Source organism: Sphingomonas sp. Ag1 (assembly GCF_000980895.1).
Lineage (GTDB): Bacteria > Pseudomonadota > Alphaproteobacteria > Sphingomonadales > Sphingomonadaceae > Sphingomonas > Sphingomonas panaciterrae.
On sequence record NZ_LAZX01000086.1, the window covers coordinates 76,014 to 101,127 of the forward strand.

The window sequence follows — 25,114 nt, forward strand, 5'->3', positions numbered from 1 at the left end:
GTAGCCACATGGCAGCCAAGGACGTGAAATTCGGCCGCGACGCACGCGAGCGCATCCTCAAGGGTGTCGACATCCTCGCCGACGCGGTGAAGGTGACGCTCGGCCCGAAGGGTCGCAACGTCGTCATCGACAAGAGCTTCGGCGCGCCCCGCATCACCAAGGACGGTGTGTCGGTCGCCAAGGAAATCGAGCTCAAGGACAAGTTCGAGAACATGGGCGCCCAGATGGTGCGCGAAGTGGCCTCGAAGACCAACGACATCGCCGGTGACGGCACCACCACCGCGACCGTTCTCGCCCAGGCGATCGTCCGCGAGGGCATGAAGTCGGTTGCAGCCGGCATGAACCCGATGGACCTGAAGCGCGGCATCGACCTCGCCGTCCACAAGGTCGTCGACGACATCAAGGCGCGCTCCAAGCCCGTCTCGGGTTCGCAGGAAGTTGCCCAGGTCGGCATCATCTCCGCGAACGGCGACCGTGAAGTCGGCGAGAAGATCGCCGAGGCCATGGAGAAGGTCGGCAAGGAAGGCGTGATCACCGTCGAAGAGGCGAAGGGTCTCGAATTCGAGCTCGACGTCGTCGAGGGCATGCAGTTCGACCGCGGCTATCTGTCGCCGTACTTCATCACCAATCCGGAAAAGATGCAGGTCGAACTGAACGACCCGTACATCCTGATCCACGAGAAGAAGCTGTCGAACCTGCAGTCGATGCTTCCGATCCTTGAGGCGGTTGTGCAGTCGGGCCGCCCGCTCCTCATCATCGCCGAGGACATCGAGGGCGAGGCTCTGGCCACGCTCGTCGTCAACAAGCTGCGCGGCGGCCTGAAGGTCGCAGCGGTCAAGGCACCGGGCTTCGGCGATCGTCGCAAGGCGATGCTCGAGGATATCGCGATCCTCACCAAGGGCGAAGTCGTCTCCGAGGATCTCGGCATCAAGCTCGAGACCGTCACGCTCGGCATGCTCGGCACCGCCAAGCGCGTCACGATCGACAAGGACAACACCACCATCGTCGATGGCGCCGGTGATGCCGAAGCGATCAAGGGCCGCACTGAGGCGATCCGTCAGCAGATCGAAGTCACCACGTCCGACTACGATCGTGAGAAGCTCCAGGAGCGTCTCGCGAAGCTCGCTGGCGGCGTTGCCGTGATCAAGGTCGGCGGTGCGACCGAGGTCGAGGTGAAGGAGCGCAAGGACCGTGTTGACGACGCGCTGCACGCAACCCGCGCTGCCGTCGAAGAGGGCATCGTTCCGGGCGGCGGCACGGCGCTGCTGTACGCGACCAAGGCACTCGAAGGCCTGAAGGGCGACAATGACGATCAGACGCGCGGCGTCGACATCGTTCGCAAGTCGCTCACCGCGCTGGTGCGTCAGATCGCGCAGAACGCTGGCCAGGACGGCGCCGTCGTCTCGGGCAAGCTGCTCGACCAGAGCGACACCGCGTTCGGCTTCAACGCTGCGACCGACACCTACGAGAACCTGGTTGCGGCCGGCGTGATCGACCCGACCAAGGTCGTTCGTACCGCGCTTCAGAACGCCGCATCGGTGGCGGGTCTCCTCATCACCACCGAGGCGACCGTTTCCGAGCTGCCGGAAGACAAGCCCGCAATGCCGGCAATGCCGGGCGGCGGCATGGGCGGCATGGACTTCTGATTTCGGACCGGGGCGGCACCCGCCGCCCCGGGCACGACATCGGATCCGCAGCGGCCCCGCCGCTGCCACCCGACCAAAAAGAAAGGGCCGGAGCGCACCAGCGTCCCGGCCCTTTTCTTATCCGCACCCCTGCGAGCGGCAGGTTCCTCAGGCCTGCTCCCGCTCCGCCAGCAACTGCGTCGCCTTCTTCGATCGCAGCGCCACCACCAGCACCCCCGCCAGCGCGAGCATCGCCCCGGCGATCATCCGCATGTCCAGCTTGTCCCCGGTCAGCGCGACTCCGAAGGCAATGGTGAACAGCGGCGTCATCAGCGTCAGCGGCGCCAGCAAATTGGCTTCATAACGGCGGATCAGCCCGTAATAGCTGGTGTGTCCCAGCACCGACACGACCAACGCGGCAAACAGCACCGCGCCGACGAACGGCCAGCCGACCGCAACGGCGCTCGTCCATTGCCCCTCCTCGAACACGGCTGACGCCACCGCCAGCGGCAGGAAGGAAACCAGCCCCACCCACGCCTGGAAGCGCAGCGGCGCCACGTCCTCCACCTGCTTCATCAGCACCGCGCCCAGCGATCCGGTGAACGCCGCGCCGACGACGAACCACAGCCCGGCGGAGAGATCGATCCCATCGGGATTCCACACCACCAGCAGCACGCCCGCCAGCGTCAGCGCGATGCCCAGCCCGCGGCGCCAGTGGATTCGCTCACCCAGCATCACGATCGACAGCAATGTCGTGAACGGCACGCCGATCTGGATCACCACCGCTGCGGCACTTGGCGACGCGGTCTGCAGCCCGATGAACAGCAAAGCGAAGTTGCCCGCCCCCATCAGGATCCCGATCACCACGATCCGCCAGCGCGGCCGCGGCATCGGCAGCAGCCATGGCAGGGTCGCCGCGATCACCACCAGGAAACGGATTGCCGCAAAGAACAAGGGCGGCACCGCCCAATTCCCGACCACGATCTTGCTCAATACATTGCTGTATCCCCAGACCAGACAGATGAGGACGAGGAGCAGGAAGTCGCGGATCTTCATGTCGCCCCCGTGGCAGAGGCACCCGGCGGATGCCAGAGAGCCAAGCTTTTGCGTGCGATACCTCCAGCCATCATAACTATGCCCTCGCGGCCATTGCGCGCTTGGCGCATCGCCCCGGGCCCCCTATCTGCCGCCCTCATGGCAGCCCCTATTCTCGCGTACGAAGACCTTGGCCTCATCCAGGGCGCCGGCTGGTTGTTCCGCCACCTCAATTTCTATGTCGGTCCGCGTGATCGGCTGGCGCTAATCGGCCGCAACGGCGCCGGCAAGACGACGCTGCTGAAGCTGATCGCCGGCACGATCGACAGTGACGAGGGCCGCCGCACCATCGTGCCCGGCACCCGCGTCGTCCTGCTCGAACAGGATCCGAACCTCGCCGGCTTCGCCACGCTCGCCGACTACGTCCTGTCAGGCGACGACGCCCCTCAGCATTTCGAGGCGGATGCGATCGCCGACCAGCTCGGCATCGATCTCTCGCGCGAGGCCGCCACCGCCTCGGGCGGCGAGCGCCGCCGCGCCGCCATCGTCCGCGCGCTGGCGCAGGATCCCGACGTGCTGCTGCTCGACGAGCCGACCAACCATCTCGACATCGGCGCGATCGAATGGCTGGAGGAATGGCTGAACCGCTACCGCGGCGCCTTCGTCGTCATCAGCCACGATCGTACCTTCCTCACCCGCCTGACCAAGCAGACGCTATGGCTCGACCGCGGCAATCTGCGCCGTGCCGAGGTCGGCTTCGGCGGCTTCGACGCCTGGACCGAACAGGTCTATGCCGAGGAACAGCGCGCCGCAGAACGGCTCGACGCCCGGCTGAAGCTGGAGGAACATTGGCTGCTGCGTGGCGTCACCGGCCGCCGCCGCCGTAACCAGGGCCGCCTGACCAAATTGAAGGAAATGCGCGCCGCGCGCGCCGCGATGATCGGCCCGCAGGGCGCCGCCGCCCTCGCCATGGGGCATGATGACAACAAGACCAAGGTCGTCATCGACGCGGAGCATGTCACCAAGGAATATGACGGCCGCACGATCATCCGCGACTTCACCTTCCGGGTGACGCGCGGTGACCGCATCGGCATCGTCGGCCGCAACGGCGCAGGCAAGACCACGCTGCTGCGCCTCCTCACGGGCGAGCTTGCTCCTGACAGCGGCACCGTGAAGCTCGCCAAGACGCTCGACGGCATCATCATCGATCAGCAGCGCAAGCTGATGGCGCCGGAGAAGACGGTGCGCGATGTGCTGGCCGACGGCGGCGACTGGATCGACGTCCTCGGCACCAAGAAGCACATCCACGGCTATCTCAAGGAATTCCTGTTCGATCCCAGCCTCGCCGAGGCGAAGATCGCCTCGCTGTCGGGCGGCGAACGCTCGCGCCTGCTGCTCGCGCGCGAATTCGCCCGCCACTCGAACCTCCTCGTCCTTGACGAGCCGACCAACGATCTCGACCTCGAAACGCTCGATCTCTTGCAGGAGGTGATCGGCGACTATGACGGCACGGTGCTGATCGTCAGCCACGACCGCGACTTCCTCGATCGCACCGTCACGGTCACGCTCGGCCTCGACGGCTCGGGCAAGGTCGATATCGTCGCCGGCGGCTATGAGGATTGGGAGCGCCAGCGCGCCGTCCGTACCGAGCCCGCGCGCAAGGCCGCGGCGAAATCCGCGCCCGCACCGGCCGCCCCGCCGCCAGCCCGCACTAAGCTCAGCTACAAGGACCAGCGCGATTTCGATCAGCTGCCGGCGCGCATCGAGGCGCTCGATGCCGCGATCGCGCGCGACGAGGCGCTGCTCGCCGATCCCGCACTCTACACCCGCGATCCCGCCCGCTTCGACGCGCTCATGAAGGCCATCGCCGCCGCCCGTGATGAAAAGGACGCGGCCGAGATGCGCTGGCTGGAACTCGCCGAGATGGTCGAGGGGCTGGCCTAGACCGACTTCCCCGCGCGCCCGGCAAGGTCGACCACATATTGCCAGGCGACGCGGCCCGACCGGCTGCCGCGTTTCGTCGCCCACAAAAGCGCATCCTGCGGCTCGAACGGCAGGTCGTAGCGCTCGGCATAGCCACGCACGATCTCGAGATAGAGCGGCTGGTCGACCACGTGGAAACCAAGGCTCAGGCCGAATCGATCGGCCAGCGCCAGGTGATCGTCCACAGCATCACGCGGGTTGATGGCGCTTTCCTGTTCGTGAATGTCGCGCGGGATCAGGTGGCGCCGGTTTGACGTGACGACCAGCCGCGCATTTGCCGGCCGCGCCTCCGCCCCGCCCTCCAGCAACGATCGCAACGTGCGCGCATCCGCCGCGGCATCGAAGCCCAGATCGTCGAGGAAAAGGACGAAGGCACGCGGCACCTCAGCGATCGCGTCGAACAGCTGCGGCAAGCTGTCGAGGTGGTCGGCCGCCACCTCGACGATCGCCAGCGCCCCGCCGGCGCCTTGCACCGCGCCAACCACCGATTTCACCAGTGCCGACTTGCCCGTGCCCCGCGCGCCCCACAGCAGCACGTCCTGCGCCGCATGGCCGGCCGCCAGTCGTTCCAGGTTCGTCAGCAGCGCATCCTTCTGCGCCTCCACCCCGTGCAGCAGGTCGAGCGACAGTGGAGCAAAGGCCCTTGCCGCCACCAGCACGTTCTGACGCCACACATAGGCAGGATGCGCCAGCGGATCGGCACCGGCCGGCGGCGCGGGCGCCAACCGCTCCAGCGCAGCGGCAATGCGGGCAAGGTCGTCCATCTGCCCGCTGCTACGATCGCCGCGTTGGCGGCGCAATGCCGCGTCGCTCAGCCGCTGATCGCCCGCAGCAGCGCCTGCGCCGCGGCGCGCTGCGAAAAGCGGGCGTCTCCGAGCAGCTGCCGCAGCAGCCGCTGCGCCGCCGCCTTGTCGCCCGCCTCCGCCAGCACCTGCGCCTGATGCCAGCGAACCTCCGGCGCATCGGGTGCCAGCGCCACCGCCTTGGCCAACAATTGCCCCGCCCCCTCCAGGTCGCCGGTCTCGTACAGCGCCCAGCCATAGGCATCGGCAACGCCGGGATTCATCGGCAACAAGGCGTAGGCGCGCCGGGCAAAGGATAATCCGGTCCTTGGGTCGCCCGCCTCGGTATGGGCCCGCGCCAGTTGCGCCAGGACGAACGCGTCGCGTTGCGCGCCCGCACCGCGCAGCGTCTCCAGCGTGGCGGCGGCCGACTCCCACTCACCGCTTGCCACCTGCAGGTTCGCCAGCAGGCGATAGGCCGGCAGCGCCTGCGGATTTTGCGACAGGTACAAGGTCAGCGCCGCCGCGCCGTCACGCAGCCGGCCGGTGCGCGCGGTCGCCTCCGACAGGCGGAGCAAGACCGGGCCGTCGAACCTCAGGTCAGCGGCCAGTCGGTACCGCTCCATTGCCGCCGCCCATTGGTTCGTCGCGGCGCGGGCGTCCCCCGCCAGCAATTGGGCGTCCGCCGCACCCGGCGACACATTGGCCACCGCCTCCGCCGCGCGCACTGCCGCGCCGGGGTCGCCCTCCTCCAGCAGGCTGCGCACATATGTCACCGCCAAGGCGGGGTCTTCAGGCTCGCGCGCCACCGCTGCCGCCGCCGCAGCCACCCCGGTATCGCTCGCGAACGGCGCCGGTTCGCCGATCGTCGGGCGGCTCGCACGATCCAGGTAGCGAGCGGCCCAGTCACGTTCCCCGTTCGCCTCGAAGGCTCTGGCGACCAGCATCAATGTGTAGCTGTCCGCATCCGCGCGCAGCGCCATCGGCCGCAGGATATCAAGCGCACCGCGCACGTCACCGGAACGCAACAACGAGGCGCCGAGCAGGCGCCGCGCGACAAGGTTCATCGGCTGTCGGCCGACGATCTCCCGAAAACTGACGACGGCCTGCTCATAGGCACCATCGGCATACGCCAGCAGCCCCGCCAGCATGACCACCCCGGGCACCTCAACGCCGGCATCGCCGATCTTCGACAGCATGGCGCGCGCCAGGTCACGCTTGCCCGCCCGCGCGGCAAGCACCGCCTGCAGGTACAGGGCCGGGACGTTGCCGGGCCGCGCTGCCAGCGCCTTCCTGCTCGCGTCGAGCATGATGGCGTAGCGCCCGGCGTCTCCGGCCGTGGCGGCATATTCGATCAGTGCCGGATAATAATAAGCGTCGGCCTCCAGCGCGCGGGCAAACCACGGCAGGGCCGCCACAAGGCCATATCGGCTGCGGATCACTTGCCCGGCCGTCACGATCGCGCTCAGGTTCGATGGATCGATCGTCAACGCCGCCCGGGCCGCCGCCTCGGCGCCAAGGACATCGCCCGCATCCATGCGCAGGCGGGCCAGATCGCCAAGGGCCTTGCTGTCGCGCGGATTGGCCCGGGTGATGGCGGTCAGCAGCGCGCTTGCCGCGGCGGGATCGCCATTGGCGGCCAGTGCGCGGGCGCGAACCCGCTGTCCGTCTGCCGCGAACGCTCCCGCGACCCGGCCCGCGGTTGCCAACGCGCGATCGGCATCCCCCTGCAGCAGATAGGCTTCCGCAAACAGATGCCTCACCTGCCCGGCGGGCATTCCGGCCGAAACAGCGCGGCTGAAGGCCGCCTCTGCCGCCGCCCCGTTTTCCATCAGCAGGTCGACCTGGCCGAGCAGCACGTTGGAACGGGCTTGCTCGCTTCCGGTCACCGCGACGAGCGCGTGGTTTCGCGCCGCGCTGTAATTGCCGCGCTTGAGGGCCGCGATGCCGTCCGCATAGGCGCGCGCCGGATCGGGAGCACTCGCCCGCCGGGCAAGCATGACAAGCCCGCCCAGCACCAGCGCCGCAAGCAGCAGCACCGCGACCACGCGACGCGAGACAACACGTACGCGGCTTCGCGTGCCCGTCGACCTGCGCCGCCGCCGGCGCAGCATGGGATAGCGTGCGCTCACTTCATGCATGCAGGTCGTAGCTCTTCAGCAGGTCGTACAATGTCGGGCGGCTGACGCCCAGCAGCCTCGCGGTTTGCGAGATGTTGCCTTCGGTACGTGCCAGCGCCCGGCGGATGGCACCGCGATCGGCCGCCTCGCGCGCGGCGCGCAGGCTGGTCGGCCGCTCGGCCCCTTTGACCAGGTCCAGGTCCGCCGACGTGATCAGACGCGCGTCAGCCATGATGATGGCACGTTTGATCCGGTTCTCAAGCTCGCGCACATTGCCCGGCCAGTCATGGGCATCGATCGCCGCAATGGCGTCGGCGGCGAGCCCGCGTACCGCTGGATTCATCACGGGCGCGAACTTTGCCACGAAATGCCGCGCGAGCAACAGGGCATCGCCCGGCCGCTTCGCCAGCGGCGGGATCGCCACGACGATCTGTGCCAGCCGATAATATAAATCCTCCCGGAACTGGCCGTCGGCGACCATCTGGTCGATGTCGCGGTGGGTGGCGCAAACGATCCGCGTGTCGACCAGGATAGGGCGCCGTCCGCCGATCCGCTCGATCGCATGTTCCTGAAGGAAGCGGAGCAGCTTGACCTGCAACGGCAGCGGCACATCGCCAATCTCGTCCAGGAAAAGCGTCCCGCCCGCCGCCTGCTCGATCTTACCCGGCATCGTACGGATCGCGCCGGTGAACGCACCCTTTTCGTGGCCGAATAGCTCGCTTTCCAGCAACGTGTCGGGAATCGCGGCGCAGTTGATCGCGACAAAGGCACCCTCGGCACGCGGCGAGGCGGCATGGAGGTGCAGCGCCAGCAATTCCTTCCCCGTGCCGCTCGCACCCGACAGCAGAACCGACACGTCGGTGCGTGCGATACGGCTCACCGTCCTCAGTACCTGCGTCATTTCGGGGGCAGCAGTGATCACACCGCTGTCACCACCAGCCTCCTCTCCCCCGCCCGCTCCGGCGGACGCCGCCGCGTGAAGCGCGTGAACATCAAACGCACGCGCGACGATCTGGCGAAGCGCCTGCGGATCAATCGGCAGATAGCACACGTCCCACGCTCCGGCCGCGACCGCCGCCTGCGCGGCCGCGTACGACCCGGCCCGGCAGATCACGATGACCTTCAACGTCGGACGCGCTTGAAGAAGCGCGGCGATCAACTCGGGATCGCCAGCGTCATCACCAGCCTCCAGCATCGCGCCGTCGATGACCGCGACGCCGGTCGGCGTCGTCGCTACCAGCTCGACCGAACACGCACCCGTCGTCCCAAGGTGAACTGGCCAGGATGCGAGCGCGCCGATCACCGGCTCGAACCCCGCGGGGTCCGCGGTGGCGCACAACAATGCTGGCCGCTCCTTACCCGCGGACGCACTCGCCGAGGCCGAGTTATCTGCCGGGGCGGCCGAGATGCGGCCGCTCACCGGGCGCCCGACGGCCAGAGGACGACCCGCAAGGTTTGCAGCAGGATCAGCAGATCGAGGAAGGGGGAGTAATTCTTGGCGTAATAGAGGTCATATTCCAGCTTATGCCGCGCATCCTCGATCGAGGCACCATAGGGATAGTTGATCTGCGCCCAGCCCGTGATCCCCGGTTTCACCATGTGACGCTCGGCATAATAAGGCAGCTGCTGTTCCAGTTCGGCGACGAACTGCGGGCGCTCCGGGCGCGGGCCGACGAAGCTCATCTCGCCCTTCAGCACGCTCCAGCATTGCGGCAATTCGTCGATCCGGACCTTGCGGATGAAGCGGCCGATGCGCGTCACCCGCGGATCGCGCTCCTGCGCCCAGACCGCGGTGCCGGCGGCTTCGGCATCCTGCCGCATCGAGCGCAGCTTCGGGATGTCAAAGGGCTCATTGTACAGGCCGACCCGACGCTGACGATAGAAGGCCGGACCGCGGCTCTCGAGCCGGATGGCCAGCGCGGTCACTAGGATAAGCGGCCCCGCGATCAGCAACAGCAGCGAACTCACCACAATGTCGAACGCGCGCTTGGCGACGCCGGACAACATGCGCCCGGACGAGAAGCCGTCGGAAAAGATCAGCCAGGACGGGTTGAGGCTGGCCAGATCGATCCGACCGGTCTCGCGCTCGAGAAAGGTGGAATAGTCGCTGACGTGCACGCCCGTCGTCTTGACCCGCAGCAGATCCTTGAGCGGGAGCGCCTTCCGCCGTTCCTCGATGGCAAGAACCACTTCCGTCGCGCGTCGCTCGACGACAAAGGCGGCAAGGTTCGCGATATCGGCGCGCGACACGGCATCTTCCACCTCCCGCGCCCCCTCGCTCATCGCAACCACGCCGGCAATGACGAAGCTGGCGCCATTGGCCCGTTCCAGCTGTCGCAAGCGCGCTGCGCGTGATCCGGCGCCCAGCACGACGATTCGGCGGCGGAATCGCTCGCCGCCCAGGATGCGCAGGAAAAGCAGCCGCGCCGCGACCAGGCCGGCGATGGAGAACAGCATGGCGTAGAACAGGCTCGACCGCCAGAAGCTGACCGAGGGCATGAAGAAATAGAGCAAGCTGAGGAAAATCACCCCGACGCACACGGCGACGATCAGCCGCATGACCGCCTGCCGGACGGAGACAAGGACGTCGGCATGATAGGCGCCAACCGCGACCATCGCCGCGAACAAGGGCATCGCGAAAGCGAAAAGCGCTGGCACGCGCGTGGTCACGGCACCTGGCAGCATGTCCAGCTGCGCCGTCCGCACCAGCCAGCCGAGTTCGGCCGCGAACAGCAGGATGGCGAAGTCGATCAGACCGACCAGCGCCACCGCATTCGGCACATAATGTTTGAAAATCCTGATCATGCCCGCGCTCGCCGATCGGTGTAAGGAAATCCGACAGGATCGTGTCGCAGCAAATGACAAAGAAAGGCTGAATACGGAAGCGGGTGGATCATTTTCGCGGGATATGCATTGAAGAACGGGGGAACCTTCACTTACCGTACGTCTGCCGCGCCCCTGACCGGCGGACCATCACCATCTGCAAAGGAAACAGCGCGCATGTCGCCAATCGTTCCCGTGATCCTGTCTGGCGGATCGGGCACGCGCTTATGGCCGATGTCCACGTCGGACCGTCCCAAGCAGATGCTGCCCTTGACCGCCGACCAGACCATGCTGCAGCTGACGGCACTGCGCGCGGTCGGTGATCGGTTCGCCTGCCCGATCGTGGTGGCGAACGTTCGCCACCTCGACATGATCGACAGTCAGTTGAGCGCCATCGGGTGCCGCCCGGAGTCGGTCATTCTTGAACCGCTCGGTCGAAACACTGCTCCTGCGATCGCGCTCGCCGCTCTATGCGCCAGCGATAGCGCCGCGCCGCTGCTGGTCATGCCGTCGGACCATGTGATCCACGACGTCTCCGCCTTCCATGCCGCGATCGAGGCGGCACGCCCGATGGTTGAGGAGGGCTGGCTGGTCACTTTCGGCATCACCCCCGATGCGCCGGAAACGGGCTATGGATATATCAAGGTTGGCACCCCCGTCGCGGAAGGAGTGCACCGCGTCGACCGGTTCGTGGAGAAGCCGCCGCGCGATGTCGCAGAAGCGATGCTCGCCTCGGGCGACCATGTGTGGAACGGCGGCATATTCCTGTTCCGGGCCGATGCCTATCTTGATGCGCTCGCCCGTTTCGAACCAGCCATGCTGGATGCTGTCCGTCGTTCGCTGGCCGAGGGAGAACGGTCCGGCCCGCATATCCGGCCGGCCGCCCAGGCCTTTGCGGACGCGCCCAACCAGTCGATCGACTATGCGGTGATGGAAAAATCCGACCAGGTCGCAGTCGTCCCCGTCGCCATGGGATGGAACGACGTCGGCAGCTGGGACGCGCTGCATTCGATCAGCACGTGCGACGAGGCGGGGAATGCGATCCGCGGCGAGGTGATCGCGCTCGATTCGACCAACTGCATGGTGCGCACCGACGGTGCCCGCATTGCGATGGTCGGCGTCAAGGACCTGATCGTCGTGGCCTCGGGCAACGACATCCTGATCCTGCCGCGCGGCCGCAGCCAGGAAGTGAAGTCGCTGCTGGAGGCGATGCAGAACCGATGAGGGTGGGGGGTGCCGGCGGCTGCCGGGCCCCTATGACTTGGCCGCTTTACCCCTCACGAGGCGCGCGCGCTCATACCTCCTGATCGGCCAGCAAGGCGGCGGGGTCGAGATCCAGCAACTCGATATAGGCTCGGATCCGCGGCCATTGCTGGGTGACGAACATGTCGCGCTCGGCCACGCGCAGTCGATCCGCCGCCCCCGGCAGCACGAACATACCGACTCCGCGCCGAACCTCGACATAGCCGGCGTCCTGGAACGACTGATAAGCCTTGGCCACCGTCAGCGGGTTCGCGCCATGTTCGGCGGCAAGCGCTCGAACCGACGGCAATTGATCCCCGGCCCGATAATCGCCGCGCAGGATCGCGGCGGCGATCGTGCCACGCAGTCGAATATAGACCGGGCTGTCTTCGTTGCTCAGCGCTGTCATGCTGCCTTAATACAGCAAAAGAGCAGACAGATCGAGCCTTAACCGACGCGATCCGGGTGAACGCACCGTCAGCCTGTCCCGCTTTACCCGCCAACGGCGTGGATCAATCGAGAATGTGCATCCACAAGGGCTCACCGGCGAGGCTCTGCGAACCCCGTAGGCGCTCCAGCGCCGCTTCGATGTGCGCATCAGGCGCTTCATGCGTCACGATCACGACCAGCGCGGTGCCTTCAACCGGCACGGCGCGCTGAATCAGGCTCTCGATCGAGACACCGGCATCTCGCATCGCCGCGGCGATTTCCGCCAGCACGCCGACCCGATCAGCCACCGCGAAGCGCAGATAGGCGCGTCCACGTTGCGCCCCCGCGGCTGCGGGCGCGACTTCGGCCAGCGCGGCGACCGGCATCGCATACGGCGGGCCGGCCTCGCCGCGCGCAATGTCGATCAGGTCAGCGACGACGGCGCTCGCCGTCGGGCCGTCGCCCGCGCCGGCACCCTGGAACAACAGGCGACCGACGAAATTGCCCTCTGCAACGACGGCGTTGGTCGAACCGGTGACATGCGCCAGCGGATGGGCGTGCGGGACGAGATGTGCATGGACACGCTGGAACAGGCCGCTCGCATCGGCCTGCGCCATGCCGACCAGCCGAACCCGATAGCCAAGCGCCTCGGCTTCCGCGACATCCGCCGCGGTGACGTTTCGGATGCCACCGATCGCAACATCGGCGAACGCCGGCCGCGTGCCAAAGGCGATGGTGGAAAGGATCGACAACTTGTGCGCGGCATCGACGCCATCGATGTCGAAGGACGGATCGGACTCGGCAAAGCCGAGCGCCTGGGCCTCGGCCAGCACGTCGCCAAAGTCGCGTCCTTCCGATTCCATCTTGCTCAGGATGAAATTGCAGGTGCCGTTGAGGATGCCATAGACGCGCGACACCGCATTGGCGGCCATCCCCTCGCGTAGCCCCTTGATGACAGGGATCCCGCCCGCCACCGCGGCCTCGAACTTCAACGGAACGCGCGCGGCCTCCGCCATCTCCGCCAGTTCGGCACCGTGATGCGCAAGCATCGCCTTGTTCGCGGTCACGAACCCCTTGCCACCGCCAAGCGTCGCGCGGGCGAGCGCCAGTGCCGGGCCATCGGCCCCGCCGACCAGTTCGACCACCACATCCGCGTCGCAGCGGGCAAGCGCGGTGGTATCGTCCACCCACTCATAGCCGCTGACATCAACACCGCGGTCCTTGGTGCGGTCACGGGCGGACACGGCAACGATCTCGATCGGCCGGCCCGCGCGCCGCGCGATCAACTCGCGATTGGTCTCCAGCACCCGGATCACCCCGCCACCGACGGTCCCCAATCCTGCCAAAGCCACTCGCAACGCTGTCGTCATGACTACCCCTTTCCTCAAGCCGGTCGGCCTAAGCGGTCAGGGCGGGCGTGTCGACTATCACGAGCAGTGGCGCAGCCCGAGCCTTCCTCGGCCGCGCCACCCGCGATCAGGCAGCCTTGGCGAATAGCTGCTCATCCTCCAGCGCCGCCTGATCCTGCGCGATCACCGGCACGTGCGGAGCGACAGCGAACCGCGGCCGCACCAGGATGCGCGAGATCAACACCCCGGCGCCCAGAACGAAATAGAGGGTGATGATCGCGACCGGCTGGAGCACGAACGAAGCACCCAGCGCCAGTCGCAACCACAAGGGGTTGAAGCCGAAATCCTCTCCCACCGCATTGCAGATGCCCAGCAGATTGTCCTTGGGGGCTGCGCGCGAAGAAACGTCGGTCATCATATCTGCTCCGGTCCATATGCAGGCGAACCGCCTGTTACCGGACGCATTGCAGCCACCGTGCCAATTACCGGACACAAGCAAATACAATGACTTAGGCCTAGCGGGCTGCTAACCGACTGCCAGGAAGCAGGATTATCCGCCAATCCGTGGCAAAGCGCGCCGGCCTGCGGCAAGCAGCCGCCAACTCACATCAGCGACAGCAGCTTCTCGATCTCGACGAAGGCAAAGCCCACCGAACTGTCGGCGATGCCATAGGGGATGAACAGCTTGTCCCCATGGCGCATCGCCCCACAGGTGTAGACGACATTGGGCACATAGCCCTCGCGATCCTGATCGGCAGCCGCCAGGATCGGCTCGCGCGTGCGCCCGATCACCTTGGATGGATCGTTCTTGTCGAGCAGCGCGGCGCCGATCGAATATTTGCGCATCGCGCCCACACCATGGGTGAGCAGGAGCCAGCCTTCATCGACCTCGATCGGCGGACCGCAATTGCCGATCTGCACAAGCTCCCACGGATAGACCGGCGTCAGGATCAGTTCGCCGTCGTCCCAATGATCCAGCCGATCGGAACGGAGCAGGTAGAGGTTCTCACCGTCCTGACGCCCGATCGACAGATATTCGCCGTTCACCGTGCGCGGGAACAGCGCGATTCCCTTGTTGCGCGCCGCACTCCCGGTCATCGGCACCAGATCGAAGGCGCGAAAATCGCGCGTGCGCATCAGCTCCGACTGAATTCTCGCGCCATTATAGGCGGTATAGGTGCCGAGCCACTCCTGCGATCCATCCTCATGGGTGAAATGCACCAGCCGCAGGTCCTCAAGGCCCTTCGACTGGGCCTCGGTAATCGGAAAGATCACCGTACCGGACAGCGTCGAATCGCGGTCACGGTGCACGGTTACCGGGCCGCTCGGCATCTCCGGCCCATCGATGCCATAGGCATCCGCGGCCGTGGCAAAGGGCGGCTCGGGCGCCAGAATCAGCTCATTCTCGTCCGTGATGATGCCTTCGCGGAAGGCGACGGAGGAAATATGCCCCTCCCCCACGGCGCGAAGGCTCATCAGGATGCGCTGCGACCCTTCGGGCATCCCCGACTGGTCATAATGTGGAACGGCGCTGGGGTTCATCAGCGCCGCCGCCGCATAGCTATATTCGTGACAGAAATAGGCACCGATCAACTGGCGTTTCTCGTCGCCCAATGCGCTGTCGTCGATCCCGTGGGTCTCCGCAATCTCGCGATAGCGGGTCAGGAACACGCGCCGCGTCTGCCAGTGACGCGCCTCGAAATCGCGCAGGACAAGGCTCAATTGCTCGCTCGCCTCGACCGCTGACATCGCCAGCACTTCGTCGATCATGCGCTGCGCACGGCTTTGCCCCTGCCCGTTCAGGGCAGTGCTCGAAATATGAAACGGGCGTACCACGACGCGAGACGGATCGGCGTGCAGCCGGAGCCGGTGATTGTACAAGTCCAAGAGAAAAAGGCCTCGCGTTGCGGTCCGTTGGTCGACGCCGTGGAAAAGCGGTGACTTAAGCGACGGCGCGGCCCGTCCCTGCCACGCTTGGGGCCACCTTTGAAAGCCCCGAAATCGCGCAGCTGGACAATTGCAGCGCGAGGATCGACTCGGCACCCTGATTGCGGTTGAGCCCGGTCGGCATCAGGCCGTCGAAACAACCGCCGTCATGGACCGACGCCAGCGGCAGATCGAGGTCGTTGAGACCAAGGTACCAGCCATAGGCGCGCTCCGCCTCGATCCGCCATTTCTCGTCACGCGTCGCGCTATACGCCGCGCAACAGGCCTCGATCGTCGCCTGCGCCTCCAGCGGCTGCTGGTCGAACGGCAAGGGCGCCTCATAGGCGCGCCCGAAACTCTCCGATCCCACCGCGCGGAAGCGCCCTTCCGGGCTCTTCTGCTGCGAGATGATCCAGTCGAGCGTCTCGAGGCCGGTCTCCACCACCTCCGGACGGCCCAGCGCCTTGCCCGCGCGGATCAAAGCTTCGGGCAGGCGGGCGTTGTCATACGCCAGCACCACTTCGAACCACACCCAGTCCGGGCGGCGCGCCGTGTCGAGCAGCGCCATATGCTCGTCAGGGAAGCGCGACAGGATCGCATGTGCCAGTTGGTGTCCGGGCGACGCCTCCAACATCGCCGCCGCGCCCAGCATCGCAAAGGATTGCGCGCGCGGGCTGCCCAGATCGAATGCCAGGCTCGCGGTCATGTCGAACATCATCGTCGCCCAGTCGCGATGCTTGCGCGTGCGCGCGTCGCGCGCCGTGACCCCCAGAGCCCACAGCGCGCGACCGTTCGAATCCTCCGAACCGGTCTCCTCACACCAGGTCCGGTCGAAGTTCATGAAATTGCGGAAGCGCCGCTTCTCCGGGTTCCAGGCATATTGGACGAAGGAGGCATAGACGGTCGTCCATTTGTCGCGCGTCGCCTCGTCCAGCGTGTCGATCGCGCTCATCAGGATCAGCGCGCGGGCATTGTCGTCGATGCAATAACCGTGGCGGCGATCAGGCACCGAATAGATCGAATGCTGCAGCATCCCGGTCGAATCGCTCATCCGTTCCACCGCCGCGATGTCGGGGGCGAGCGGATTGATCGGCGCGGGCGCACCGATCCGCTGCGGTCGACCGTCGATGATGCTCGCGATCTCGCTCATGGCGCGCTCCGCCAGCCGCGACCACGTCATGGTGCGGCCACGCTCATAGGCGCGCTGCGACAGACGGGTGCGATTACGCTCGCTGCCGAGGAGGTTGTTGATCTCGCGCGCGAACGCACCGACGTCGCGGAAATCGACCAGCACGCCATGCCCATCACCCAGGATCTCGGTCGCGTGCACATAGGGAGTGGAGATCACCGCCTTGCCGACGCCTACGGCGTAGGAAAGCGTTCCGCTCGTGATCTGCGCCGGGTTCAGATAGGGCGTGACGTAGAGGTCGGCCGCCTGGAGATAGTCGATCAGCTCGTCATGTTCGACAAAGGCGTCGATGAAGGCGACATTGTCGCCGACACCCTTCTCCGACGCCAGAGCACGCAGCGAATCACGGTATCGCTCGCCCTCATGCGCGACAAGGTTCGGGTGCGTGGCGCCCAGCACCACGTACATCGCGTCGGGATGCTGGCCGACCACCTCCGGCATCGCCTCAATGACTGTCTCGATCCCCTTGCCCGGCGCCAGCAGGCCAAAGGTCAGGATGATCTTGCGCCCTTCCCAGCCGAAGCGCGGCTTGAAGCTGTCGGGGTCGGCAAATTCGCGGTCGGGCACGCCATGCGGGATCATCACGATCGAACGCGGATTGGCGCCATAGACCCGAGTGAGGATGTCCACGCCGCGCTCCGCCATCACGATCACCTTGGAGGCGCGCCGCAGCAGCCCCTCCATCACCGACCGCTCGTCCGCGCTGGGCTTCTCCAGCACGGTATGAAGCGTCACGATCAACGGCAAGGTGGTGCGGTCGAGCAGCGCGAGGATGTGCTCACCCGCTGCACCGCCATAGATGCCATATTCGTGCTGGACCCAGATCGCCTGCGCGCCCGATTCCTCGATCTTGCGCGCCGTCTCCAGATAGGCGGACCGATCCTGCTGCGGGATCGTCCCCGTCACCGCGGCCGGATAATCGTACCGGCCGACATGATCATCCATCGCATAGACGTCCACGGAAAGATCCGGGAACCGGCTGATCATCGCATTGTAGGTATCGGTAGTGAAGGTCGCCAATCCGCATTTGCGCGGCAGGAAATTACCGATGAGGGCAATGCGCTTGATGCCGTCGAGTGCGACCGCCTGATTCATCTCACTTGCCTTCGCTGGTAGAAAGACGCCCTGTTCACAAAGCGTTCAACCCGCAACAACGGGCGAACCGCAGCTTGGTTGCGTTTTATGCTGCGGTGCAAGATGCGGAAGCTACCAATACCGTTCAGCCGCGCCCGCGGTACGATGGGACCCCCTGATCCGGCACCCACAGCCCGGCCGGCGGGGCGGCGGTCTGCCAGAAAACATCGATCGGGATCCCGCCGCGTGGATACCAGTAACCGCCGATGCGCAGCCATACCGGGTTCATCTCGGCGACCAGCCGCTCGCCGATGCCAACGGTGCAATCCTCGTGAAAGGCCGCGTGATTGCGGAAGCTGCCGAGAAACAGCTTCAGCGACTTCGACTCGACGATCGTCTCGCCCGGCACATAATCGATCACCAAATGCGCGAAGTCCGGCTGTGCCGTCACCGGGCAGAGCGAAGTGAACTCCGGCGCCACGAAGCGGATCAGGTAATTGCGGCCGGGACGCGGGTTGGGAACATAGTCGAGCACCGCTTCTTCCGGAGCCTGGGGGAGCGGGGTGGCCTTGCCGAGATGGAGTGTCATGCGCCGCGAGATAGTGGCACCCGCGCGGCGGCGCCAGTTCCGGGGCATCGCTGCACCGCCACCGGCTGTTTCGACTTCGCACGGCCCGCTCGCTAAGGGAACGCCATGGACGCACTGGTTTCAACCGAATGGCTCGCCACCGCAATCGCTGACCCCGACGTCAGGATCGCAGATTGCACGTGGTTCCTGCCCACCGAAGATCGCGATGCCGCCGCGGAATATGCGCAGGCGCACATCCCCGGCGCGGTCTTCCTCGACCTCGCCGAGATCGTCGATACCGACGCCGCCGCCCCCATGATGCTGCCCCCGCGCGAGAAATTCGTCAGCCGGCTCTCGCGGCTCGGCATTGGCGATGGCACGCGGATCATCCTGTACGATCAGTCGCCGCACCACACGGCGGCGCGCGGCTGGGCGATGCTGCGCAGCTTTGGGATCACCGACGTGGCGCTGCTCGACGGTGGCCTTGCCAAGTGGCGCGCCGAGGGGCGCCCGGTGATCAGCGAGGCCGCCCCGCCCAAGGCACGCCACCTCACCCCGCCAACGCAGGGCGCGCTGATCCGCACGCTCGCCGACATGAAGGATATCGTGGCGAACGGCAGCGAACAGATCCTCGATGCCCGCACGCCCAGCCGCTTTGCCGGCGCGGAACCGGAACCGCGCCCGGGCGTGACGCCGGGGCACATCCCGGGATCGATCAACCTTCCCTACACGCGCTTCTTCAACGACGATGGAACGTGGAAGCGCGGCGCCGAGCTCGCGCAGATCTTCGCCGATGACGGCATCGATCTCGACCGGCCGACCGTCGCGACCTGCGGATCGGGGGTCACCGCCTCGGTGATCGCCTTCGCCGGACACCTGCTTGGCCGCGAGATCGCCGTCTATGACGGCAGCTGGGCGGAATGGGGCGCCGATCCGACGACGCCGAAGGAAACCGGCCAGTGAGCGCCGATCGCTTGGACGACGATCACGAGGGCAACCACAAACCGATCGGCGATGCCACCCGCGTCGTAACTGCCGGCCGACGGCCGGAATGGACGCAGGGCGTGGTCAATCCGCCGGTTTGGCGCGCGTCGACTCACCTCTACGATACGGTGGGCGATCTGCGCGCCGCCGGCGGGCGCGACACGCACCACCGCCTGTTCTACGGGCGGCGCGGCGCGCCGACACAATGGAGTCTGGCGGAGGCGCTGACCGAACTGGAACCGGGGGCGGAGGCAACGTTCCTCTATCCCTCCGGCGTAGCGGCGATCGCGGCGGCGCTCCTGTCGGTGCTCTCGCCCGGCGACGAACTGCTGCTCACCGATTCGGCCTATGATCCCACGCGGTCGATGGCGACCGGCCTGCTGAAGCGTTTCGGCATCAGCACGCGCTTCTACGATCCACTGATCGGTGCCGGGATCGCCGACCTTATCGGTGAGCGCACGCGGGCGATCTTCATGGAAAGCCCAGGCAGCCTCACCTTCGAGGTGCAGGACGTGCCCGCCATCGTCGCCGCCGCCAGGGCGCGCGGCGTCACCACGCTGCTGGACAATACCTGGGCCACGCCGCTGCATTTCCGCGCGATCGAACAGGGCGTCGACCTGTCGATCCTCGCCTGCACCAAATATGTGGTCGGCCATTCGGACGTGATGCTGGGCAGCGTCACCGCGACCGCGCCGCACTGGCGAAAGCTGCGCGAGACGAGCTTCCAATTGGGCCAGGTGGTCAGCCCCGACGATGCCTGGCTTGGTTCACGCGGACTGCGCACCATGGCCGTGCGCCTCGCCCATCATCAGGCCAGCGCGCTAAAGATCGCGCAATGGCTGGAGGGCCGGCCGGAGGTCGACCGGGTGCTGCACCCGGCGCTGCCGTCGTGTCCGGGGCACGGCATCTTCACGCGCGATTTTCGCGGGTCGAGCGGCCTGTTCTCGTTCGTGCTCGCCGGCGGCGGCGAAGCGGCACGCTCCGCGCTGATCGACGGCCTGCGGCATTTCGGAATCGGCTATTCATGGGGCGGGTTCGAGAGCCTGGCGATCCCGGTCGACCCCGGCAATTATCGCACGGCCACACGGCCGGACTTCGCCGGCCCCGTCGTGCGGCTGCAGATCGGGCTGGAGGACAGCGATGATCTGATCGCCGACCTCGCGGCCGGCCTGGAGCGATTCGCCGCCGTCCGGGGCTGACCCGGACAGCGGCATGATCGCTCAGCGGGGCGCGTTCGCGCGCGCGTCCTGCCCGTCGCCTTCCGGCGCGGCGATGATGTCGCGGGTTGTCTGCCCCTTGTCGACGACGTTGGTCTCGGGATCACCTGCGGAGGAGCGGATCCCCGCCTCGGCCGAATCGTCACCTGCCGCCCGGATGACCGCCGTCTCGCCCGCGCTGCGCGGAGCGTTGCCGAACAGCGCCTCCAGCGTCTGCGCCTGCGCGGCGGTGGCCGATTGGACGCGTGCCGCACCCGGCGTCGGCGGCACCAGCGCGAAATCGGGCGGGATGATCAGCGAGGGCTGACGCGCCACCGCGAATTCGTCGGGACGGTCGCGATTGAGCCCGTTGCTCGCGCATCCGGCCAGCAGCACCGCAAGGCCAGCGCCCATGACAATCGACTTACGCATTCACATTCTCCGAAGCCATCTTGTCAGGCTTTGCCGTGGGCTTATCGCGAATCAGCAGCGCGCGCACCAGCAGAATGAGCACGCCGATGGTGATGGCCGCATCCGCCACGTTGAACACCAGGAACGGCCGCCACTCGCCGAAATGCAGGTCGGCGAAGTCCACGACATAGCCGAACCGCACCCGGTCGACGATATTGCCGAGCGCCCCGCCCAGCACCAGGCCAAGCGCGAGCTTGTCCGCCGCCTTCTCCTCGCGCCACATCCAGAAGGTGACGGCACCGGCGATCGCCGCGGTCATCACCACAAGCCCCCAGCGCGCCAGTTCGCTCTCCGCGCGCAGCAGCCCCAGGCTCACGCCCATGTTCTGTACGAAGCGAAGATCGAAAAAGGACACGATCTCGCGCGATGCACCCAGGAAGTTGATGCCGAGCGGCCCGGTCACCACCCATTTGATCAGCTGGTCGAGCACGAACACCGCCGCCGCGAGCACCAGGCCGGCAACAGGCACGCTGCGCTTCACGCCGGCACCTCGTCGCTCACCACATCGGCGCAGCGCGCGCACAGCGCATTGTCCTCGACAAGCTCGGGCAGCAGGCGCCAGCAGCGCCCGCATTTGTGATAATCGGTCCGGCTCACCGTCACCTCATCGCCCGGCGATACCTTCGCCACGATGAACGCCTCGGCCAGCTGGTCGACCGGCAGCGGCGTGTCGGTGACGGTCACGTCCGCTTCCAGGCTGGAGCGAACGATCTTCTCGCGGCGCAGCGGCTCGATCGCCTCGGTCACCCGCTCGCGCAGGCGCCGCACCTCGAGCCAGCGCGCACTGACGTCCTCGCCCGCTTCCGCCGGCAGCTCGGGCCAGTCGAGGAAGTGCACCGAGCTATCCTCGCTCGGGAAGCGCGATTGCCACACTTCCTCGGCGGTGAAGACCAGTACCGGCGCCGCCCAGCGCACCATCGCGTGGAACAGCACGTCGAGCATCGTCCGATACGCCCGGCGCTTCACGTCGTCCGGGGCGTCGCAATAAAGCGAATCCTTGCGGATATCGAAGAAGAAGGCCGACAGGTCCTCGTTGGCGAAATCGCTCAGCAGGCGGACGTAGCCGTTGAAGTCGTAATCGGCGATCGCGCGCTTGAGCTGCTGGTCCAGCGCATGGACGAGGTGGAGCATATAGCGCTCCAGCTCGGGCCATTCCGCGACCGGCAGCTTCTCCGCCTCGTCGAACCCGTCGAGCGCGCCGAGCAGGTAGCGGAACGTGTTGCGCAACTTGCGATATTGGTCCGCGACGCCGGCCAGGATCTCCTTGCCGATGCGGTGATCCTCGGTGAAATCCACCGACAGCGCCCACAGCCGCAGGATGTCCGCGCCGTAATCGCGCATCAGATCAAGCGGGTTGATCGTGTTGCCGAGGCTCTTGGACATTTTCATGCCCTTGGCGTCCATCGTGAAGCCGTGCGTCAGCACCGCATCGTACGGCGCCCGCCCGCGCGTGCCGCAGCTTTCCAGCAGCGAGGACTGGAACCAGCCGCGATGCTGGTCCGACCCCTCAAGATACAGGTCCGCCGGCCATGACAATTCCGGCCAGCGCCCGCTTTCCAGCACGAAGGCATGGGTGCAGCCCGAATCGAACCACACGTCGAGAATGTCGGTGACCCGCTCGTAATCTGCCGGATCACGCCCCTCGCCAAGGAAGCCAGCCGTCGCCTCGTCGGTCCAGGCATCGACGCCCTTCTCGCGGAAGGCCTCGACGACGCGCGCGTTCACCGCCGGGTCGACCAGCAATTCGCCCGTCGCACGATGCACGAACAAGGCGATGGGCACGCCCCAGGCGCGCTGCCGGCTGATCACCCAGTCCGGCCGCCCCTCGACCATCGCGCCGATGCGGTTGCGCCCCTTCTCGGGCACGAAGCGAGTCGCGGCGATCGCGGCCACCGCCTTCTGCCGCAGCGTGTCGCCACCCTCGATCGGCTTGTCGACGGCGATGAACCATTGCGGCGTGCAGCGGAAGATCACCTTCGCCTTGGAGCGCCACGAATGCGGATAGCTGTGCTTGAAATCGTCGCTCGCTGCGACCAGTGCGCCGGCTTCACGCAGGTCGGCGCAGATCGGGCCATCGCTGGCGACGAACTTCTTGTTGATGACGCTGCCCTGCCCGCCGAGCCACAGCCAGTCGGAACGGTACATGCCGCCGGCATCCACCGCGAAGACCGGATCGATGCCATGCGCCTTGCACAGCTCAAAATCGTCCTCGCCATGGTCAGGCGCCATATGGACGAGGCCGGTGCCCGCATCGGTCGTGACGAAATCGCCCGGCAGGAACGGGCGCGGTTTGGCGAAGAAGCCGCCCAGTTCATGCATCGGGTGACGCGCGACCGCGCCCGCCAGCTTCTCGCCGCTGAACGCCGCCAGCACCGTCACCGTGCCCGCCGCATCACCAATCTTCACCACCACCGGGTGCCCGATCCGCGCGCCGAAGCTTTCCAGCAGATCGCGCGCCACCAGCAGCGTGCGCGGCCCTTCGACCATGTCGTCAAAGCGGGCGAGGACGTATTCGACCTCCGGACCATAGGCGAGCGCCTGGTTCACCGGGATCGTCCACGGCGTCGTGGTCCAGATCACCGCATGTGCGCCGACCAGCTCCGGCGCGTTCGGCGCCTCAATGATTTCGAACGCGACGTCGATCTGCGTCGACACCACATCCTCATATTCGACTTCGGCCTCGGCCAGCGCGGTCTTCTCGACCGGGCTCCACATCACCGGCTTTGCGCCGCGATACAGCTGCCCCGTCTCGGCGAACTTCATCAGCTCGGACACGATCGTCGCTTCCGCGGCGAAGTCCATCGTCAGATACGGCTTGTCCCAGTCGCCATTGACGCCCAGCCGCTTCAGCTGCTCGCGCTGCGTATCGACCCATTTCTGGGCATAGGCGCGGCATTCGGCGCGGAATTCGGCCGGCGGCACCTCGTCCTTGTTCAGCTTCTTCTTGCGATATTCTTCCTCGACCTTCCACTCGATCGGCAGGCCGTGGCAATCCCATCCGGGAACGTAAGGCGCGTTCTTCCCCAGCAACGTCTGGGTGCGCACCACCATGTCCTTCAGGATATGGTTCAGCGCATGGCCGATGTGCATGTCGCCATTGGCATAGGGCGGGCCGTCGTGGAGGATGAACGTCTCACGGTCGGCGCGCTGCTCGCGCAGCCGCTGGTACAGGCCCAGCCGCTGCCACCGCTCGAGAATCGCGGGCTCCTTCTGCGGCAGGCCCGCCTTCATCGGGAAGTCGGTCTTCGGCAAGAAGACAGTGTCGCGCCAATCCTTGGGATCGGCAGTCGGTGCGGAGGGTGTATCGTCGGCCATGGGTGCCGCGCGCATTACGGCTTTACCTCCCCTCCCTGCAAGAAGGGTTAGCGCGCGAGCAATTCGCGCGCCCGGTCGCAGTCCGCCGCCATCTGCGCCTTGAGCGCCTCAAGCGAGTCGAATTTCGCCTCCGGCCGCAGATAGTCGATCAGCGCGACGTCGATCGTCTGGCCGTACAGGTCGCCGGAAAAATCGAAGAGGTACGGCTCCAGCAGCTCCTTGGGCGGATCGAAGCTCGGCCGAATCCCCAGATTGGCCGCGCCATCGACCACGCGCCCATTCTCCAGCGTCACGCGCACCGCATAGATGCCGTACGCCGGGCGCAGGTAATTGCCGAGATCGACATTGGCGGTGGGATAGCCGATCTCGCGCCCCAGCTTGTCCCCATGGCGCACTTCGCCGCGGATCGTGAAGGGCCGGGTCAGCAAGCGGGCGGCGTTGCGCGGCCGCCCCTCGCGCAGCGCGGCGCGGATGCTGGTGGACGACACCTTCTCGCCATCCAGCGTCACTGCCCCGACGGTATCGGTCGAAAAGCCGAGCTCCTGCCCCAGCGTCGCCAGCAGGCCGACATCGCCCGAGCGCCCCTTGCCAAAGGTGAAATCGGCGCCGGTCACCACGCCCGCCGCGCCGATCTGCTCGAGCAGGCGCGAGCGAACGAACGCCTCGGCCGATTCCGCTGCCAGCGCCGCGTCAAAGGTGAAGACGAGCAGCGCGTCGGCCCCGGCCTGCTGCATCAGCTCGGCCCGCTGCTCCAGCGTGGTCAGGCGGAACCAGGGCGTATCGGGCTTGAAGAACCGCATCGGATGCGGATCGAACGTCGCGACCAGTGCGGGGCGCCCCTCGGCACGCGCACGCTCGACCGCGCGGCCCACCACCGCCTGATGCCCCAGGTGAAAGCCATCGAAATTGCCCAGCGCCACGATCGCGCCGCGCAATGCCTCGGGCAACGCCTCGCGCGCGTCCAGCCTGATGGGTCCCTGCCGCTCCATTGCAGCGGCGCATA

Annotated in this window: 20 protein-coding genes; 5 read left to right on the forward strand and 15 right to left on the reverse strand. The window is 66.6% G+C overall.

Translation table 11 applies throughout. The features are described 5' to 3' along the window. Nucleotides 1-8 precede the first annotated feature (8 nt). A complete protein-coding gene (gene groL / locus XM50_RS06625; RefSeq protein ID WP_046408412.1) occupies nt 9-1,646 on the forward strand; it encodes a chaperonin GroEL in 1,638 nt (545 codons plus the stop codon). A 147-nt stretch (nt 1,647-1,793) separates the two neighbouring features. Here the strand turns inward: groL and XM50_RS06630 are convergent, their stop codons facing one another. After that, a complete protein-coding gene (locus tag XM50_RS06630; RefSeq protein ID WP_046408413.1) occupies nt 1,794-2,681 on the reverse strand; it encodes a DMT family transporter in 888 nt (295 codons plus the stop codon). Nucleotides 2,682-2,819: 138 nt separating this feature from the next. Between XM50_RS06630 and XM50_RS06635 the strand changes: the two genes are divergently transcribed. After that, nucleotides 2,820-4,604: an ABC-F family ATP-binding cassette domain-containing protein gene (locus XM50_RS06635; protein WP_046408415.1), complete on the forward strand. Its 1,785-nt coding sequence runs from the start codon at nt 2,820-2,822 to the stop codon at nt 4,602-4,604. Here XM50_RS06635 and XM50_RS06640 read toward each other — a convergent pair. The 4 genes from XM50_RS06640 to XM50_RS06655 form a co-directional block, all read right to left on the reverse strand. Then, entirely contained in the window at nt 4,601-5,407 is an 807-nt protein-coding gene (locus XM50_RS06640) for an ATP-binding protein (RefSeq protein ID WP_046408417.1), read from the reverse strand. The two genes, XM50_RS06635 and XM50_RS06640, sit on opposite strands and share 4 nt — an antisense overlap. Before the next feature lie 47 nt (nt 5,408-5,454). Beyond that, entirely contained in the window at nt 5,455-7,566 is a 2,112-nt protein-coding gene (locus XM50_RS06645) for a tetratricopeptide repeat protein (RefSeq protein ID WP_052742477.1), read from the reverse strand. Then, nucleotides 7,559-8,887, reverse strand: coding sequence for a sigma-54 interaction domain-containing protein (locus XM50_RS06650; RefSeq protein WP_231621883.1), 1,329 nt, complete (start codon nt 8,885-8,887; stop codon nt 7,559-7,561). Before XM50_RS06650 ends, XM50_RS06645 begins: the two co-directional genes overlap by 8 nt. 74 nt (nt 8,888-8,961) lie before the next feature. After that, complete coding sequence (locus XM50_RS06655) at nt 8,962-10,350, reverse strand: TIGR03013 family XrtA/PEP-CTERM system glycosyltransferase (RefSeq protein WP_046408418.1); 1,389 nt, start codon at nt 10,348-10,350, stop codon at nt 8,962-8,964. Between the two features lie 252 nt (nt 10,351-10,602). Here XM50_RS06655 and XM50_RS06660 point away from each other — a divergent pair, with 252 nt between their 5' ends. After that, nucleotides 10,603-11,592, forward strand: coding sequence for a mannose-1-phosphate guanylyltransferase (locus tag XM50_RS06660; RefSeq protein ID WP_046408475.1), 990 nt, complete (start codon nt 10,603-10,605; stop codon nt 11,590-11,592). Between the two features lie 70 nt (nt 11,593-11,662). Here the strand turns inward: XM50_RS06660 and XM50_RS06665 are convergent, their stop codons facing one another. The 6 genes from XM50_RS06665 to queF form a co-directional block, all read right to left on the reverse strand. Next, nucleotides 11,663-12,019: a GntR family transcriptional regulator gene (locus XM50_RS06665; RefSeq protein ID WP_046408419.1), complete on the reverse strand. Its 357-nt coding sequence runs from the start codon at nt 12,017-12,019 to the stop codon at nt 11,663-11,665. Nucleotides 12,020-12,122: 103 nt separating this feature from the next. Beyond that, nucleotides 12,123-13,409, reverse strand: coding sequence for a homoserine dehydrogenase (locus XM50_RS06670; protein ID WP_046408421.1), 1,287 nt, complete (start codon nt 13,407-13,409; stop codon nt 12,123-12,125). A gap of 106 nt (nt 13,410-13,515) precedes the next feature. Beyond that, complete coding sequence (locus tag XM50_RS06675; RefSeq protein ID WP_156167196.1) at nt 13,516-13,803, reverse strand: PspC domain-containing protein; 288 nt, start codon at nt 13,801-13,803, stop codon at nt 13,516-13,518. 188 nt (nt 13,804-13,991) lie between these two features. Continuing rightward, nucleotides 13,992-15,275, reverse strand: a complete 1,284-nt coding sequence (locus tag XM50_RS06680) for a glycoside hydrolase family 130 protein (RefSeq protein ID WP_046408423.1) — start codon at nt 15,273-15,275, stop codon at nt 13,992-13,994. A 55-nt stretch (nt 15,276-15,330) separates the two neighbouring features. Further along, nucleotides 15,331-17,598 carry a glycosyltransferase family 4 protein gene (locus tag XM50_RS06685; protein WP_046408424.1) on the reverse strand — a complete coding sequence of 756 codons (2,268 nt, stop codon included), beginning with the start codon at nt 17,596-17,598 and terminating at the stop codon, nt 15,331-15,333. Nucleotides 17,599-17,722: 124 nt separating this feature from the next. Continuing rightward, nucleotides 17,723-18,166: a preQ(1) synthase gene (gene queF, locus XM50_RS06690; RefSeq protein ID WP_046408426.1), complete on the reverse strand. Its 444-nt coding sequence runs from the start codon at nt 18,164-18,166 to the stop codon at nt 17,723-17,725. A gap of 105 nt (nt 18,167-18,271) precedes the next feature. Between queF and XM50_RS06695 the strand changes: the two genes are divergently transcribed. After that, nucleotides 18,272-19,108, forward strand: coding sequence for a sulfurtransferase (locus XM50_RS06695; RefSeq protein WP_046408427.1), 837 nt, complete (start codon nt 18,272-18,274; stop codon nt 19,106-19,108). Further along, nucleotides 19,066-20,328, forward strand: coding sequence for a cystathionine beta-lyase (gene metC / locus XM50_RS06700; RefSeq protein WP_082102814.1), 1,263 nt, complete (start codon nt 19,066-19,068; stop codon nt 20,326-20,328). Before XM50_RS06695 ends, metC begins: the two co-directional genes overlap by 43 nt. Before the next feature lie 21 nt (nt 20,329-20,349). Here metC and XM50_RS06705 read toward each other — a convergent pair whose 3' ends face one another. From XM50_RS06705 to XM50_RS06720, 4 genes are read right to left on the reverse strand one after another with little or no spacing between them, the layout of a single operon-like run. Next, complete coding sequence (locus XM50_RS06705; RefSeq protein ID WP_046408429.1) at nt 20,350-20,757, reverse strand: DUF3035 domain-containing protein; 408 nt, start codon at nt 20,755-20,757, stop codon at nt 20,350-20,352. Next, nucleotides 20,750-21,277 (reverse strand): signal peptidase II, encoded by a 528-nt coding sequence (gene lspA / locus XM50_RS06710; protein ID WP_046408431.1) that lies wholly within the window; start codon nt 21,275-21,277, stop codon nt 20,750-20,752. The genes XM50_RS06705 and lspA overlap by 8 nt, the downstream gene beginning before the upstream one ends. Then, on the reverse strand, nt 21,274-24,126 hold the full coding sequence (ileS, locus tag XM50_RS06715) for an isoleucine--tRNA ligase (RefSeq protein WP_231621884.1): 2,853 nt from the start codon (nt 24,124-24,126) through the stop codon (nt 21,274-21,276). Before ileS ends, lspA begins: the two co-directional genes overlap by 4 nt. Before the next feature lie 32 nt (nt 24,127-24,158). Further along, nucleotides 24,159-25,100: a bifunctional riboflavin kinase/FAD synthetase gene (locus tag XM50_RS06720; RefSeq protein WP_046408432.1), complete on the reverse strand. Its 942-nt coding sequence runs from the start codon at nt 25,098-25,100 to the stop codon at nt 24,159-24,161. Nucleotides 25,101-25,114 lie beyond the last annotated feature (14 nt).

What these genes read in the sequence shown, in the direction of transcription:
- groL (WP_046408412.1), top strand. Translation starts at nt 9, where the DNA reads ATGGCAGCCAAGGACGTGAAATTCGGCCGCGACGCACGCGAGCGCATC.
- XM50_RS06630 (WP_046408413.1), bottom strand. Translation starts at nt 2,681, where the DNA reads ATGAAGATCCGCGACTTCCTGCTCCTCGTCCTCATCTGTCTGGTCTGG.
- XM50_RS06635 (WP_046408415.1), top strand. Translation starts at nt 2,820, where the DNA reads ATGGCAGCCCCTATTCTCGCGTACGAAGACCTTGGCCTCATCCAGGGC.
- XM50_RS06640 (WP_046408417.1), bottom strand. Translation starts at nt 5,407, where the DNA reads ATGGACGACCTTGCCCGCATTGCCGCTGCGCTGGAGCGGTTGGCGCCC.
- XM50_RS06645 (WP_052742477.1), bottom strand. Translation starts at nt 7,566, where the DNA reads ATGCATGAAGTGAGCGCACGCTATCCCATGCTGCGCCGGCGGCGGCGC.
- XM50_RS06655 (WP_046408418.1), bottom strand. Translation starts at nt 10,350, where the DNA reads ATGATCAGGATTTTCAAACATTATGTGCCGAATGCGGTGGCGCTGGTC.
- XM50_RS06660 (WP_046408475.1), top strand. Translation starts at nt 10,603, where the DNA reads ATGTCCACGTCGGACCGTCCCAAGCAGATGCTGCCCTTGACCGCCGAC.
- XM50_RS06665 (WP_046408419.1), bottom strand. Translation starts at nt 12,019, where the DNA reads ATGACAGCGCTGAGCAACGAAGACAGCCCGGTCTATATTCGACTGCGT.
- XM50_RS06670 (WP_046408421.1), bottom strand. Translation starts at nt 13,409, where the DNA reads ATGACGACAGCGTTGCGAGTGGCTTTGGCAGGATTGGGGACCGTCGGT.
- XM50_RS06675 (WP_156167196.1), bottom strand. Translation starts at nt 13,803, where the DNA reads ATGACCGACGTTTCTTCGCGCGCAGCCCCCAAGGACAATCTGCTGGGC.
- XM50_RS06685 (WP_046408424.1), bottom strand. Translation starts at nt 17,598, where the DNA reads ATGAATCAGGCGGTCGCACTCGACGGCATCAAGCGCATTGCCCTCATC.
- queF (WP_046408426.1), bottom strand. Translation starts at nt 18,166, where the DNA reads ATGACACTCCATCTCGGCAAGGCCACCCCGCTCCCCCAGGCTCCGGAA.
- XM50_RS06695 (WP_046408427.1), top strand. Translation starts at nt 18,272, where the DNA reads ATGGACGCACTGGTTTCAACCGAATGGCTCGCCACCGCAATCGCTGAC.
- metC (WP_082102814.1), top strand. Translation starts at nt 19,066, where the DNA reads ATGGGGCGCCGATCCGACGACGCCGAAGGAAACCGGCCAGTGAGCGCC.
- XM50_RS06705 (WP_046408429.1), bottom strand. Translation starts at nt 20,757, where the DNA reads ATGCGTAAGTCGATTGTCATGGGCGCTGGCCTTGCGGTGCTGCTGGCC.
- ileS (WP_231621884.1), bottom strand. Translation starts at nt 24,126, where the DNA reads ATGCGCGCGGCACCCATGGCCGACGATACACCCTCCGCACCGACTGCC.
- XM50_RS06720 (WP_046408432.1), bottom strand. Translation starts at nt 25,100, where the DNA reads ATGGAGCGGCAGGGACCCATCAGGCTGGACGCGCGCGAGGCGTTGCCC.